The organism is Gulosibacter sp., assembly GCF_052090685.1.
Classification (GTDB): Bacteria; Actinomycetota; Actinomycetes; order Actinomycetales; family Microbacteriaceae; genus Gulosibacter.
Map to the genome: position 1 here is coordinate 38,171 of NZ_JBQDBE010000008.1, position 13,905 is coordinate 52,075.

The 13,905-nt window shown below is 62.1% G+C and carries 11 protein-coding genes; 4 read left to right on the forward strand and 7 right to left on the reverse strand.

What is annotated here, in order from left to right:
* Positions 1-82: 82 nt before the first annotated feature.
* Positions 83-1,618, forward strand: a complete 1,536-nt coding sequence (pdxR, locus tag ACTHXA_RS06805; protein WP_441670680.1) for a MocR-like pyridoxine biosynthesis transcription factor PdxR — start codon at positions 83-85, stop codon at positions 1,616-1,618.
* Here pdxR and ACTHXA_RS06810 read toward each other — a convergent pair.
* Positions 1,557-2,858, reverse strand: a complete 1,302-nt coding sequence (locus ACTHXA_RS06810) for an MFS transporter (RefSeq protein ID WP_441670682.1) — start codon at positions 2,856-2,858, stop codon at positions 1,557-1,559. The two genes, pdxR and ACTHXA_RS06810, sit on opposite strands and share 62 nt — an antisense overlap.
* Positions 2,855-6,592 (reverse strand): ABC transporter ATP-binding protein, encoded by a 3,738-nt coding sequence (locus ACTHXA_RS06815; protein ID WP_441670684.1) that lies wholly within the window; start codon positions 6,590-6,592, stop codon positions 2,855-2,857. Before ACTHXA_RS06815 ends, ACTHXA_RS06810 begins: the two co-directional genes overlap by 4 nt.
* Positions 6,593-6,670: 78 nt before the next feature.
* On the opposite strand from ACTHXA_RS06815, the gene ACTHXA_RS06820 reads away from it, so the two are divergent.
* Positions 6,671-7,390 carry a TetR family transcriptional regulator gene (locus ACTHXA_RS06820; RefSeq protein ID WP_441670686.1) on the forward strand — a complete coding sequence of 240 codons (720 nt, stop codon included), beginning with the start codon at positions 6,671-6,673 and terminating at the stop codon, positions 7,388-7,390.
* A gap of 127 nt (positions 7,391-7,517) precedes the next feature.
* Here ACTHXA_RS06820 and ACTHXA_RS06825 read toward each other — a convergent pair whose 3' ends face one another.
* Positions 7,518-8,567: an Ltp family lipoprotein gene (locus ACTHXA_RS06825; protein WP_441670688.1), complete on the reverse strand. Its 1,050-nt coding sequence runs from the start codon at positions 8,565-8,567 to the stop codon at positions 7,518-7,520.
* A 146-nt stretch (positions 8,568-8,713) separates the two neighbouring features.
* Here ACTHXA_RS06825 and ACTHXA_RS06830 point away from each other — a divergent pair, with 146 nt between their 5' ends.
* A complete protein-coding gene (locus tag ACTHXA_RS06830; protein ID WP_441670690.1) occupies positions 8,714-9,577 on the forward strand; it encodes a siderophore-interacting protein in 864 nt (287 codons plus the stop codon).
* 30 nt (positions 9,578-9,607) lie between these two features.
* Here the strand turns inward: ACTHXA_RS06830 and panD are convergent, their stop codons facing one another.
* Positions 9,608-10,024 (reverse strand): aspartate 1-decarboxylase, encoded by a 417-nt coding sequence (gene panD / locus ACTHXA_RS06835; RefSeq protein ID WP_441670692.1) that lies wholly within the window; start codon positions 10,022-10,024, stop codon positions 9,608-9,610.
* A gap of 102 nt (positions 10,025-10,126) precedes the next feature.
* A complete protein-coding gene (locus ACTHXA_RS06840; RefSeq protein ID WP_441670694.1) occupies positions 10,127-10,798 on the reverse strand; it encodes an IclR family transcriptional regulator in 672 nt (223 codons plus the stop codon).
* A 131-nt stretch (positions 10,799-10,929) separates the two neighbouring features.
* On the opposite strand from ACTHXA_RS06840, the gene ACTHXA_RS06845 reads away from it, so the two are divergent.
* Positions 10,930-12,828, forward strand: coding sequence for an FAD-dependent monooxygenase (locus tag ACTHXA_RS06845; RefSeq protein ID WP_441670696.1), 1,899 nt, complete (start codon positions 10,930-10,932; stop codon positions 12,826-12,828).
* Positions 12,829-12,989: 161 nt separating this feature from the next.
* On the opposite strand, the gene ACTHXA_RS06850 is transcribed toward ACTHXA_RS06845, so the two are convergent.
* Together ACTHXA_RS06850 and ACTHXA_RS06855 are read right to left on the reverse strand one after the other, a co-directional pair.
* Positions 12,990-13,637 carry a Fic/DOC family protein gene (locus tag ACTHXA_RS06850; protein ID WP_441670698.1) on the reverse strand — a complete coding sequence of 216 codons (648 nt, stop codon included), beginning with the start codon at positions 13,635-13,637 and terminating at the stop codon, positions 12,990-12,992.
* Positions 13,637-13,873: a hypothetical protein gene (locus ACTHXA_RS06855; RefSeq protein WP_441670700.1), complete on the reverse strand. Its 237-nt coding sequence runs from the start codon at positions 13,871-13,873 to the stop codon at positions 13,637-13,639. Before ACTHXA_RS06855 ends, ACTHXA_RS06850 begins: the two co-directional genes overlap by 1 nt.
* Positions 13,874-13,905: the final 32 nt, after the last annotated feature.

The following is a 13,905-nucleotide window of genomic DNA, read 5'->3' on the forward strand; positions in this document are numbered from 1 at the left end:
CTCCATCCTGAGCCGAAGATTGGACTATTCCTAGATCCACTTTTTACCCATTCCAATAGACCAGTTGTGCGATACTGACCGAATGCGCGCCGCTGCCGTCCCCGAATACCCGATCGTGTTGGATCGAGAGAGTCCCATTGCGCTTCCGCAACAACTCGCGAGGGCGGTTCGCGGGCTTATTGATCGCGGCGCACTGCAACCGGGTGACCCGCTTCCCTCAACGAGGGCTTGGGCGGCACAGCTTGGAGTTTCTCGAGGCAGCGTCGTGGCGGCCTACGAGCAGCTCACGGCGGAAGGCTATCTCGCTGGTGAGCGCGGCTCCGCTACCCGCATCAATCCCCGATTGCCGCTGACGCATCCGGGCGCGATATCGCCGCCAGAAGCGGAATCGACTTCGCCTCGCTCGGTGCGCGAACTGGCTCGGACCACACCGACCAGTCAACCTAAACCGACCAGTCAACCTAAACAGGCCACTCAGCCGAAACAGTCGCGAGCACAACCCTCCGGCGCCATCGATATGCTCCCGGGTCGCCCCGCAACCGACTGGCTACGGACTCCCGCTTGGCGTCGCGCCTGGCGAACCGCAGCAGATGCCGAGCTCTCGCCAATCCCACTCGCGGGCGATGAGCGGTTCTTACGCGGTGTCGCCGAACACTTTCGTCGCATGCGAGGGCTCGCGCGTGATTCCGATCAGTTTCTCGTCACCGCTGGTGGCCGCGAAGGACTCTCGCTCATTATCCAAACCCTTGCCTCCGACACTGATCGCGAGCATCCCATCCGCGTCGGAGTCGAGTCACCGGGTTACCCCTCGCTACAACGTGCCGTGACCCGGCTCGGTTGCGAACTCATCGCACTCGACGTCGATGAAGCCGGCCTCCGAACCGACCGGCTCCCCCGCGGCAACCGTCGACCCGACCTCATCATTGTGACTCCGAGCCATCAGTACCCGTTCGGCGGTTCGCTCCCGATCGATCGTCGCCTCGAGCTACTCGAATGGGCCAATCAGGAAGGCGTCCTCATCGTTGAGGACGACTACGACTCCGAGCTGCGCTACGTGGGTCAGCCATTACCCACACTCACCGCGCTCGATGATCCCCGCCGAGGCTCCGTTGCGTTGTTGGGGACGTTTTCCACGACCGTGGCGCCAACGCTCGGGATCGGGATGCTGTGTGTGCCCGAGCGTCTTCGCGCGCGACTCCTCGGGACTCGACGCGATCTCGGCACCCCGGTATCGGCACTGGTCCAACATGCATTTGCCGACTATTTGGAGTCTGGAGAACTTCGCCGACACACCGCGAGGATGCGGCGCATCTATCGGCAGCGTCGCGGCCTCGTCCTCGACTCGCTCGGTGACCTGCCGCATGCGACCGTGTCACCGATGGACGGTGGCTTGCACGCTGTGGTGCACACCGCGCTCGCCGAGGATGCGCTACTCGACGCGTGTGACCGCGCCGGTGTTCGGGTCTCCCCCGGAGCCGCGTATTGGCAACGGCCTAGCCTCAATAGTGCTTCGCCGGTGGAGGACGGTGGCAGCATCGTAATCGGGTATGCCCATCTCAGTGAGACGGCCCTTCGGGAGGGGCTGCATCGACTGCGTGCAGCACTCGATCAATTCTGAGCACCGTCACCACCAGTCCGACCGCAGCGAGCACCCCGGCGACAATCACGACCGCGAAAATCCCGAATGCATCCGCCGCGACCAGACCCACGCCTGCGGCGATCACCATCAATATTGCTGTCACGGTTGTGAAGAATGTGAAATCGGTACCCGCGCTTTCTGGGCGCGTGAGATCCATCGAAATCGTGTACACGATCGCAAATGCCGCCGCGAACGCAGCATTTCCGAGTGCCACAACGAGCAGTACGAGCCAGTCATCGAGCACACCGGCTGCGATGGGCAATACGCCAAAGGCTGCGATCACTTGCACGAGCCCAAGCCACACGAGGGCGTGCTTTCGACCGATGCCCGTCACGACCGCGCCGGCCGCGATCCCGGCGAGCACACCAACGACACTCCCGCCAATCACGACGACCAGTCCGATTCGCGTTTCATCCCAACCACCCGCGACGAGAATCGGACGGATCATGTTGTACGAGATCGTGAAGCCGATGGTGTACATCGGCAACAGCACAAAGCACCACAGCCGCACGGCTGGGCGAGCGAAAAATGCCAGTGCGGATCGCAGCGTGATGTGCGGTGTCGGTTGTGCGAATGAGGTCGAGTCTTCCCGCCACGCGAGGATGAGCGGGAGCGGCAGAAGGCTGAATACGGCGAGCATTATCGCCGCCGCTTGCCACCCCGCGACGCCGTAGACCACGAGGACAAGTCCGCCACCAACCACTTGAGCCACGCTCGATCCCGCCGATTGGAAGCCGTTGCCGAGGCCTCGTTCTTCTGGACGCAAGAGCCGGGTTGCCGCGGCGTCGGCCGCGATATCCTGTGTCCCTGCGAGCAAGAACAGCACCGCGAATACTGCGAGCACCACGCCGAAGTCATCAGCCGGGTCGAAGAGCGCAAGCGAGCCAATACCGATTCCAAGCAAGCTCTGGGTCGCGATAAGCCAACCGCGATAGTGGCCGAAACGCCGTGAACCGAAGCGGTCGACCAATGGTGCCCACAGGAACTTCAGGGTCAGGATCATCGCAATCCCAGCCGCCGCACCGATACTCGCAAGGGCAACGCCTCGGGCTTGCGCGATCGTCAGGAACGCGTAGGTAAAGAACCCGAGGCTCAGGTTTTGCGTCGAATAAAGCGCGGCGACCAGCGCGAGTCGACGTGCGCGACCGGCTGCAGGTGCAGTTGCGATGGGGCCGGATGCATCGGCCACGTCCATTGGAATCGAGTCTTGCTGGCTCATGATTTGCCTGGTTCTTTCCCTGAGAAGGTGGCTACTGTCGTGGAATCCGGTGCGAGTCCCTGCGCTTCCGCGAGTGCGAAATACTCCGTGCACGTCTGAAGCAACTCGTCGTGCGTTCCCGAACCGACGACTGTGCCTCGGTCCACGACCACGATGCGGTCGGCGTTGGTAATTGTGCTGAGGCGGTGGGCGATCACAATCACGGTGCGATTCGACATCAAACTCGAAAGTGCGGCTTGGATGCGATCTTCGGTTCCCGGGTCAACGGCAGCCACCGCTTCGTCAAGAATCACAATGGGCGAGTCTTTGAGCAGTGCTCGCGCGATCGACAACCGCTGCCGCTGTCCGCCCGACAGGTCACTGCCGCCCTCGGTCAATACGGTATCGAGTCCCTTGGGAAGGGCTGCGACCACATCGGTACACTGTGCCGAGTCGAGTGCGCGCCAAATTTCCGCGTCCGTGGCCTCTGGTCGAGCCAGGGTGAGATTGGCGCGCACCGTGTCGTCGAAGAGATACACCTCTTGAAATACCGTCGTGACGTTCGCGGTCACTTTGGCGGTGCCGAGCGCACGCAAGTCTGCGCCGCCAATCGTGATCGATCCCGAATCAACATCCCAGAGTCGAGCAATGAGACTCGCGATTGTGGATTTTCCTGCGCCGGAGCGTCCCACCAACGCAGTCACCTGACCTGTTTCGGCTCGCAGTGTCACACCGCGAAGCGTCGCGTCCTCGGAATACCCAAACGTCACGTTCTGGAAGTCGATTGCGGTGCCGTTCATCGCGGCGGGCTGCGGGGGTTCAACGAGGGTTTCGGCATCCCACACCTCACCGATCTTCGCCGCAATCTGCTGCTGATTCCGTCGATATCCGGTAAGCGCACCGAGCTCTTGAATCGGCTGATAAATCGTCAGCGATAAGAACAGAAACACGAGCAGGGTCGGCGCGCCCACGGCACCGGCACTGAATAATGCGGCTCCGACCGCGATGAGCAGCACTTGTCCAAGTTCGACAACCACCGCACCGAGTGCCGCTGCGGGTGTTGCTTTGACTGACATCGCGATACTGGCATCAGCGAGCCCGGTCATCGCGGCGTCGTACCGGCGCACGAGTTTCGAGTCCGGATTGCCGCGGATCACCGCTGCCCCGCGTGCCTGCTGCAGCATGATCGCGGTTGCGCGCCCTCGAGCCTCGTGCAGGTCAGCGAATACTCGGTGGTAGATCCGGTCACTCCACACCGTAATGGCCCAAAACAGCGGGAGGCCTACGAGCGCCGCGAGCGCAAGCCGCCAGTCAACGATCAAAAGGATGATGCTCGCGTAGAGCGGTTGCACGAGGGAACCGGCGACCTGTTGGGGGATGTTTTGAAAGTCGAGCATCGGGATGTCGCTGGTCACCGTCGCGCCCGCGCGCCCGGCATCGAAGTGCTGGAAGAAACCCAGTGGGACGCGCCGTAGCCGGTCGAGGATGGACAGTTGCAGATCTGATTTCGACTGCGCCGCCAGCTGCCAGACGAGCTGATTGGTCCACGCCGAAGCGAATACTCTGGCGAGCAGCGCGAGGAGCAGTGCCCCGGTAACCAACCACACAGACCCGGCGGTGAGCGCATCCGCCCCGCCCGCGCCGACTGCGACAACGACGACCACGAGCACGGCAAGAAGCGGTGCCCCGCGAACCAATGATTCGAGGATCAGCCGCACGAGTCCGCGGCGCATCAGCGGTTGCCACCCTCGGCCGTACAGCGTGCGCCATTGTGCAAAGAACCCCATTCGCCCGACATTCTGTCGCTCGATCGCCACCCACGGCTCGGGGTCGGTGGCAGCACTCTGTGGCGAAGTTGCAGTAGTCACGGTCGCAGATCCCAAGGTTGCAGCAGCGATCGGCACGGACTCTGAGGTCGCGGTAGTGATCGGCGCTTTAAGGATCGACAATTCGGCGGCTTCTGAGTCGGGTGTGTGGGCTTTTTCGGTCGGTCCCGATACGGGTTCGATTCGCCACCCTTCGGAGCTCGTATACGCATCCCACAGCGCCCGGTACGGCTCGTGGCGAGCAAGTAGCTCGCGGTGGGTGCCTTGGGCGGCAATGCGGCCGGCGTCGATCACGGCAATGGAGTCGCTGTCCGTGATCGTGGCCAGTCGGTGCGCGATCGCGATGACGGTGCGGGTTCGCGTGAGTTGAGCGATCGCGTCGAGGGTACGGCGTTCGGTGGTGGCGTCGAGGGATGCTGTGGCTTCGTCGAGCACGATGACCGGCGCGTCTTTGAGCAGGGCTCGCGCAACGGCGATGCGCTGCCGCTGACCGCCCGAAAGCTCGCCGCCACCCGCGCTCAGTGCCGTGTGCCAGCCATTGGTGAGTCCGTCGGCAACGTCATCGAGTTGAGCGTGAAGCGCTGCCCGCACCACCTCTTCGTCGGTCGCGGTGGGCCTCGCGATCCGGATATTCTCAAGGAGCGATTCTTCGAATACGTACTCGTCTTGCTGAATGAACGCGACGATCCGTGCGAGATCGGTGCTCGCGATCTCGCGGACATCGATGCCACCGATCCGCACGGCCCCTTCACCGGTGTCATAGAAGCGAGCCAGCAGCCTCGCGAGCGTGGATTTGCCGCTGCCGGTCTCGCCGACGAGCGCCAGACTCGCACCTTCGGGGACCCGCAACGACACGGCGTCCACGGTGCGCTGATGCTCGTGATAGCCGAAACTGACCTCGTCGAACTCGACATCGAAGCGTTCCGGTAGCCGGGGATTCGGCGACTCAGTCAGTTCCTCCTCCGCGAGTATCTCCTGCACTGCGGTCGCGGAAAGCTGGATGCGCGTCATGATCGTTGCGAGCGTCCCCACGAGCGTCATGATCGGCGCGAGGAATCCGAGCGAGAGCACGAGGAAGAGCACCAAGGTCGCGAGGTCGACGTCACCGTTCACGTAGCCGAGTCCGGCGCCCGGGATCAACAGCACCACGGCAAGTCCGGTTGCCGCACTCATCCCCGCGACGAGCCAGCGCAGCGGACCGGAGGTGGCCGCATCCTGGAGTTGCGCGCCGCGGATGACCGCTGATTTTGCGCGGTCGTACCCGGAATCGGCCCGCAAGTAGGCGCGGATCACGCGAATGCCGTGGAGATACCCCATGACCGCGCGATTGAGCACGAGCGCGTGTTCCGCAAGCGCCTTGTTGTTCTTCTGTGCGAGCACCATGCCAATTGCGGAGACTACGACGAGCAGCACGAGCGCTCCCAAGGCGAGCAGCGCCAGGCGCCAATCGAGAACGAACAGCGCGACGATCGTCACAATCGGTACCGCCGCGGCCGCCGCACCGTCCGGAATCCCGTGAGCGAGGGCTTCTTCGAGCTGTTCGACATCGTCGTGCAGAATCTTCTTCATTTCGCCGCTCGAACGTGCCTGCACCCGGCCGAGCGGCAGACGGTTGAGTTTGCGTCCGATGGCAAGCCGCAGGCCTTTGAGGATGCGGTACGCGGCGACGTGACCGACGTGAGTCGAGATCGCGTTGGCAATGGATCGCAGCAATAATGCCGCTGCAGCAAAGCCGACGATGAGCGGAATTGAGGACGCGTCATCCTCAATGAACAGTGCGACGGTCACCGCATAAACCGCGATGAACGGGGCGAGCGAACATGCCGCAGCGATCACTGAGAACGCAGCGGAAGTGATGAGCGCGAGCCGATGCGCACGAATCGCGGCTCCGAGTGAGGTCGGCAGTGCATCCGAAGAAGTAAGGGTCACCTTAGTGAACCTAGTTACCCACGGATGTTTAATCAATAGCTATGTATTAATTCGGGCTCCTCTCGTAGACTTCCGACCATGAGCGCGACTCCCGAGCCATTTAGCCGCGGCCGCGGCCGTCCGCCGCACAGCATCGGCGCGCTTCTCACTCGTGAGGCAATTCTTGATCGTGCGCTCGAGATTGCTGGCGCCGAAGGCTTTGCCGCGCTCACCATGAACCGCTTGGCGCGAGACCTCACGGTCACGCCAAAAGCGCTCTACAACCACGTGCGCAATCGGCAAGACGTGATCGACGGCGTCGCCGCACTCATTGTGCAGTCGCTTCCGACCCCTGAATTCGACGCTAATGACTGGCAGAATTCCCTGCGGGCTGCCTACCGCGCAGGCCGCAAAGCGTACCGAAAGCATCCTCGGGCAACACTCATCTCACTCGACGAAACGGTCTCACCCACCGAGGTGGATCCCGGTCGAATCCTTCTCGCCGAAGACATGCTGGAGTTCTTCGTGTCGGTGGGACTGACGCTCGAGCAGGCGGTAGCCGTTCGAGGTGCTTTCCTTACGGACTTATTCGGATTCGTCCTCATGATCGACTATCGCTACGACACGTCTCCCGCGCCAATTCGCGAGGCGCTCGCGCAACCGGTCCCGGCAGTTTGGCTCGAAGCATTACCCGAGGTGCCAGCGCCACTCGCACGACAAGCTGCCGAACAACCGGCGTTGACCAGTGACGCGATGTTCGAGGAAATGGTCACATTACGCATCCTCGCGATTGAGTCGCTCCTTGCAGCACAGCCATGAAAAAGTGCCACGAAACTGGTCGACACGCGGCGACACGCGCCGCGTTTTCCTTCTCGTGGCACTTTTTCAAATAGGCGAGTTGGTGAGCCGCGGCGAATTGGCTCGATTGCGGGTTGTGCTGGGCGCGCTACAAACCGACTGAATTCACCCCGTATTCCGCCTGTGCCGCGGTGAATCCCTCGAAGATCAGTTGGTCGATGAGTTGGCTTCGCGAAAACGACATGAGGTCAATGTAGCTCTGCGCGGATTCGGCCGCTTGCTCGTTCCAGTCCACCGAGATGGAGTCAACTGCGTTCGTCGCTTGGCTTGCGGTGAACCCCTCGTATTCGAGTTGCTCGATGAGTCCCGTCCTCGAGAATGCGGTGAAGTCGAGGTAGCTTTCGGCCGAACCGATAGCTTGCGCATCCCAGTTGGCACCGACATTGTCCACCGCGTACGTCGCGTCCGCAGTCGAGAATCCTTCGTATTCAAGTTGATCGATGAGGCCGCTGCGCGAGAAGTTCATGAAGGAAAGGTAGCTCTCGGCGCTTTCGAGCGCCTCCCGTTGGCTGACGGTCGTGGAGTCCTCAACCGGTTCCTCCTTTGGCGGCTGATCCGCTGTCGGCTCATCAACCACAGGATCTTCCACAACGGGCTGATCATCCACGACGAGCTCGTCCGATTCCGGCGCCACGCCGAGCGGCTCCTCGGCAGCCTCGTCTTCGACGGGTGCTTCATCAACCTCAGCGGCTTCTTGCACCTGCGTTTCTTCCGCCACCGGCATCGGGTCACTATCGTCGCCGGCCCCGGCGCCACCAGAGATGACCGCGATGATGAGCGCCGCGGCGCTCGTAGTCCAAGCGATGGCCGCTTGTTGCTTTGTCGGTCGCACCTTCCACCCGACACCATCCGTTGCATTGCCGCTTAGGGTGATGAAGAGGTCGACGAGCCACCAGATGCCGAAGCCGCCGAAAGTGAACAGCTTGAAAAACCCAGTGCCGACCTTGCCCAGATAGAACCGATCGACACCGAGCATCCCGAAGAAGAGTGCCAGTAACCAGGTGGCGGTGTAGCTTTTCGGGGAGGTGTCCTGCTCGTGCTCCCAGCCGCTGCCCGAGCCCGGGGCGTAGGGATCATGCTGAGCCTGTGCCGAAACGTACTGTGGCTGGCCGGGATACCGCGACCGGTCGGAGCTCATGGCGGTCGCTTTCTGTCGGATAGCCGCACCATATGCGCAACCACCGACATCGAAGTTCGAGTGGGGATATATCGGCACCGAAAGCGCCAGAACCCTAAACTTTAGGTTAGCCTTACCTTTAGCATCATGTTTTCTGGGAGTTCCATATGCACGACGACCTCGGTCTGACACCGACCGCTATCCGTCGACTCATTGCGCTCCTCAACCATCCAGACCATCAGCGCGATCTCGAGGAACGCCATCTCGAAATCAAGTCAGTATCGCCGCTGACCGAGTCACTCGTGCGCGTCACCGCCCAAGTCTCGGGCACCGATCCACTCGACGCCTGGAGCCTCCCCAACACCACACTGCATCTTGAGTTCCCCGCCCAATCTGCCGCGATGCCGGGGCAGCCAACCGGTGCCGCGTCGGCATCGCGGGTCTACACGGTGAGGGATATCGATCTCGATTCACGGATGCTCACGATCGATTTTGTGCGCCACCCCGAGCCCTCTCCCACCATGCAGTGGCTTGCATCCGTGGCACCGGGCAATACCGTCCGTGCGCTTGGCCCACGGCCTCACCGCCTCCCCCACCCGGGGAGCCCGCGCATCCTGCTTGCTGATGCCGCTGCGCTGCCCTCGGCGCTGAGCGTCATCCGTCGAATGCCATTCGATACGGAGACCACGGTATTTATTGCGGCATCGACAGCGGAGGTAGAGCTGTTTCAGTCTGACGCCGCCGATGCCATCGAGGCTGGTCTACGCATCCATACCGTCGACCCGAATACGCCGATGCCGCTGTATTCGGCGTTCCGCTCGCGACACGTGCCGCTTCACACGAGCGTGTGGGCTGCCGGCGAATGCAAGGACATGCGGGCTCTTGATCAACACTGCCGGACAGTCCTTCGCCTGCCGACGGAACGAGCGCAGACGATTAATTATTGGAAGGCCGACGTCACGAGTGACCGGATCGACCTCGCCCGGCTGCAAGCGACGCAGCAGGCCGTTGCGGCAGGCGCACGCCACTAAACGAGCGACTGACTTCGGCTGAATGCGGCGCTACACCCCAACCGCAAACGGCGGCCGCTCAACGCCGGGCGCCACGGCCTCGGCCGGGTCCGCACCGAGCTGGATGATTGTGTTGTCGGCATCGACATGCACGACTGTCGGGGTGAAGGAGCGCGCCGTCGCGTCATCCATCTGCGCGTACGTGATGAGAATCACGGTGTCGCCGATATCGATGAGGTGCGCCGCCGCGCCATTGATGCCGAGCACGCCGGAGCCGCGCTCGCCCGCGATCGTATAGGTCTCCAGGCGAGCGCCGTTCGTGACGTCCACAATTGACACCAGCTCACCGGGAAGAATGTCTGCGGCGTCGAGCAAGTCCAGGTCGACGGTGACGGACCCGACGTAGTGCAAGTTGGCTTGCGTCACGGTTGCACGGTGAATCTTGGATTTGAACATGGTTCTGGTCATTGAACCCATTTGCCCGAGTTCCCTTCCGGTTGCGCAGTGTGATTTCGGAGGCCAGCAGCGGTCACAAAAGTACTGCGAGAGATCGGCCAAGTTTATCGCGGGTCATCGCATTGCGGCGCTGATTTTTCGGGCGGCTGCTTCGAGCACATCAACGACTCGCTCTTGGTCTAGCGGTCGCGGCGGGTAGAGCACGGCGATCGAAGCCGGTCGACCTTCCGGCAGGGTTACTGGCACGGCGATCGATGAAATCCCGAGAATCACCTCATCATGGCTGCGTTCGAAACGCTGCGGCGGGAATTCATCCGGATGCAATTGCGAGCGGATCACAAGCCCCGGCGCACCTTTGTCAATGGCATGACGGCTGCCCGGACGCTGCGCAACAGTGGTGTCGGCATGGCGCGGCTCGGCGCTACTCAAGGTGACCGCGGCTTCTCCGTCAAATACGACGAGGAAGGAAGTCATGTCGAGCTCGTCCGCGATGGATGCAAGCTCCGGCCCGGCCGCACGCTGCAGGCTTGGCGCGACGCTGCGGGCAAGCGCCACAAGCCGCGCGCCAAGTTCGAGTTCTCCAGACGGGAGCCGCTCGACGAAGCCGTAGTCCTCCAGGGTGCGTACGAGGCGGTACGCCATCGAGCGGTGGATGCCCAGCTCGGCCGCGAGCGCAGCCACACTGAGCGGGGTCTCACCTTCACCGATCAGAGTAAGGGCACTGAGTCCGCGCGCGAGGGTTTGCGAGCCACCCTCAACGGGCCGTATTGCCGAGTTCGTCAACATTTCCACCTTCGGTTCGCACGAACACCTTGCAGCGTCTTCGCTGCCCCGATACGATTGTATCTATAGTTACAACGCTGTTTCAACTATAGATACAACGATGTAGATACGTGAAGTCTTGAGGAGTCATTGACATGCAGATCCACCACCGCGGATACGTCTCCGGCGATCCCCGCATCCAGCCCGCTGCGGGCTACGGCGTCGACCGAGCCGACGAGATCCCCGACGAGATGGACGTGCTGATCGTCGGCACCGGGCCAGCCGCAGTCGCCGTATCCGCGCAACTCGCGAAGTTCCCAAACCTCAATGTCCGTGCGATTGAACAGCGCGACGGTCGCCTCGAAGTGGGCCAGGCCGACGGCATCCAGGCCCGCTCGGTCGAAACCTTCCAGGCCTTCGGCTTTGCGAACGAGATCATTGACGAGTCATACCGCAACGTCGAGATGGCGTTCTGGAAGCCGGACCCCGAGAACCCCTCCAAGATTGTCCGCGCCTCCCGCGCCCCCGACGACGCAACCGGCATCAGCGAGTTCCCGCACATCTATGTGAACCAGGCACGCGTGCTCGACTACTTCCTGCGCGAAGCCGTCCGCGCTCCGGGACGCATCACGCCCGACTACGGGGTCGAGTTCGTCGATATGACCATCGACCGTGAGGCGGAATACCCGGTCGAGGCACGCATCCGTTACACCGCAGGCGAACGCACCGGCGAGGAGCGCACCGTGCGCGCGAAATATCTCGTCGGTGGCGACGGTGCGCGCAGCCGCGTTCGCAAGTCCCTCGGCCACAAACTGCACGGCGACGCCTCGATGCACGCGTGGGGCGTGCTCGACATTATGGCGAACACCGACTTCCCCGACTACTACCTCAAGTGCGCAATTCAGTCGCACGATCACGGCCAGATTCTGCTCATCCCTCGCGAGGGCGGCTACCTCGTGCGCATGTATGTGGACCTCGGCGACCTCGAAGAAGGGGATGCGGGTGCCATCCGATCGACGCCGGTCGAGTCGATGATCGCCACAGTGAACACCATCATCGCCCCCTATTCGATCGACGTTCGCGAGGTCGCCTGGCACTCGGTCTACGAAGTGGCGCACCGCGTCACCGACGGCTTCGACGACCTCGAAGACGACGAGCGCGGAGAGCACACCCCGCACGCCTTCATCATGGGCGATGCCTGCCACACCCACTCGGCAAAGGCCGGTCAGGGCATGAACGTGTCGATCCAGGATGGTTTCAACCTCGGCTGGAAGCTCGCCGCAGTCCTCGAGGGCCGCTCCCCCGCATCCCTGCTTTCGACCTATTCGGAAGAGCGCCGCGTGGTCGCGAAAAACCTCATCGACTTCGATAAGGAATGGTCCTCGCTCATGGCCAAGCCTGCCGACGAGTGGGAAGACCCCGAAGAGCTGCAGCGCTACTACGTCTCAACGTTTGAATTCCCGGCCGGATTCATGACCGAATACACCGAGTCAATGATCACCACTGGCCTCGAGCACCAGAGCCTCGCCGCCGGCTACCCGATCGGCAAGCGCTTCAAGTCGGCCGAAGTGATTCGCCGTTCCGACAACCGCTGGCGCCACCTCGGTCACCTGCACGAGGCCGACGGTCGATGGCGCGTGTACGTATTCGCGGATGCGGCCGGCCCCGCGCACGAGGGTACGCAGACTGCGGAGTTCGCGAACTGGTGGGCGACGAGCGCGGATTCCCCGCGGGTGAAGTACACGCCGGCTGATGGTGATGAGGATGCGACCTTTGACACCAAGGTGATCTACCAGCAGGACTACACCGAGGTTGAACCGCACGATGTGCCCGCGGCATTCAAGCCGGTCAAGGTACCGTTCGGGCTCGTCGACCAGAACCAGATTTTCTCGGCAGGTCACGGCCGCGACATCTTCGCCGAGCGCGAGATCAGCCGCGAGGGTGCCGTCGTCGTGGTGCGCCCCGACATGTATGTCTCGGGAATCTTCCCGTTGGATGCGCATGCGGAGATCGCGGCGTACTTCGAGCAGCATCTACTGCCGGTTTCAGAGTAGGTCTTTGGATTCGGTTGGCGGGTGACCAGTTCTGGTCACCCGCCAATTGCGCGCCGAATATATTGGAGCAAATAGTTCACTTCGGCCGGACATCCGCTCCCTGAGAGCCACTATGCTCCAAATTTTTCACGGCGAGGCGGCTGGGGTCATGGCGGGACTGCTTACCACAGCCCAGTGCGCTCACGCGCTACTGCCAGCCGCTCGAATACCGGCACGAGGCTGTCAGGGACAGGTTTGTAGCTCCCGAGGTCAGGCCTCGACATGGCGCTCGCCTGATCCCACAACTCTTGGGAGACGCCGGACAATTCGGGCTTGTACTCAAGCCGAAAAGCGCTGAGCTCTGAAACATGCTGCATGAACAGCTTGCTCGCTCGACCGTTCCCCTCGCGGAACGGATGTGCATGGTTTACGTAGGCAAAGACAGTCGCCGCGGCGGCCGCAAACTCGTGACGATTGAGCGTCTCCCACGGAGTGTCTCTCACGATTCGCTCTGCGTCCGCCAAGTACTTGCCGATGTCGGCGGGCTCGGCAAATTCTAGCGGAGGCTTGAAAATCGGCACCGTGCGAAACTCTCCCGCCCATTCGAAGATGTTTTTGAACAGCTCTCGATGAATTGCCTGCAAGTGCCGGATATCGTACGTACGCAGCACATTCGTTACACCAGACTCAACCTTGAACTGCTGCTTCGCCACCTCTGCGTATTCCCTTCGAGCCAAAGCAGCCCCGTCGCGCTCCCCGTACAGGTTGCGAAGAACAGCGCCACCAGGCTCCCAGAGATAAGAGTCCCAGGAATTGAATTCCTCGACCATCAGCTCGCAATGTTGAAAACGCGCGATCGTTCTGAGGCACCGGCCACTCGCCGGTCGTACTCCTCCTCGTCGATGGCGCCTCGCGCGAAATCGGTCAAATTCTCGACATCTTCGCGGTTCGGCACCCATCCTTCATGCCAGGCGGACGCAAGGGAGTTGAGAACGGCCGTCCGTTTTGTCTCTTCCAGATGTTCAAACAGCTCAGGCCAGCGCGCCTCAAGATTGAACTCGCCCATGATTTGCATCCTCTCGCGGTTAACTTTCAATG

What these genes read in the sequence shown, in the direction of transcription:
- pdxR (WP_441670680.1), top strand. Translation starts at nt 83, where the DNA reads ATGCGCGCCGCTGCCGTCCCCGAATACCCGATCGTGTTGGATCGAGAG.
- ACTHXA_RS06810 (WP_441670682.1), bottom strand. Translation starts at nt 2,858, where the DNA reads ATGAGCCAGCAAGACTCGATTCCAATGGACGTGGCCGATGCATCCGGC.
- ACTHXA_RS06820 (WP_441670686.1), top strand. Translation starts at nt 6,671, where the DNA reads ATGAGCGCGACTCCCGAGCCATTTAGCCGCGGCCGCGGCCGTCCGCCG.
- ACTHXA_RS06825 (WP_441670688.1), bottom strand. Translation starts at nt 8,567, where the DNA reads ATGAGCTCCGACCGGTCGCGGTATCCCGGCCAGCCACAGTACGTTTCG.
- ACTHXA_RS06830 (WP_441670690.1), top strand. Translation starts at nt 8,714, where the DNA reads ATGCACGACGACCTCGGTCTGACACCGACCGCTATCCGTCGACTCATT.
- panD (WP_441670692.1), bottom strand. Translation starts at nt 10,024, where the DNA reads ATGACCAGAACCATGTTCAAATCCAAGATTCACCGTGCAACCGTGACG.
- ACTHXA_RS06840 (WP_441670694.1), bottom strand. Translation starts at nt 10,798, where the DNA reads ATGTTGACGAACTCGGCAATACGGCCCGTTGAGGGTGGCTCGCAAACC.
- ACTHXA_RS06845 (WP_441670696.1), top strand. Translation starts at nt 10,930, where the DNA reads ATGCAGATCCACCACCGCGGATACGTCTCCGGCGATCCCCGCATCCAG.
- ACTHXA_RS06850 (WP_441670698.1), bottom strand. Translation starts at nt 13,637, where the DNA reads ATGGTCGAGGAATTCAATTCCTGGGACTCTTATCTCTGGGAGCCTGGT.
- ACTHXA_RS06855 (WP_441670700.1), bottom strand. Translation starts at nt 13,873, where the DNA reads ATGGGCGAGTTCAATCTTGAGGCGCGCTGGCCTGAGCTGTTTGAACAT.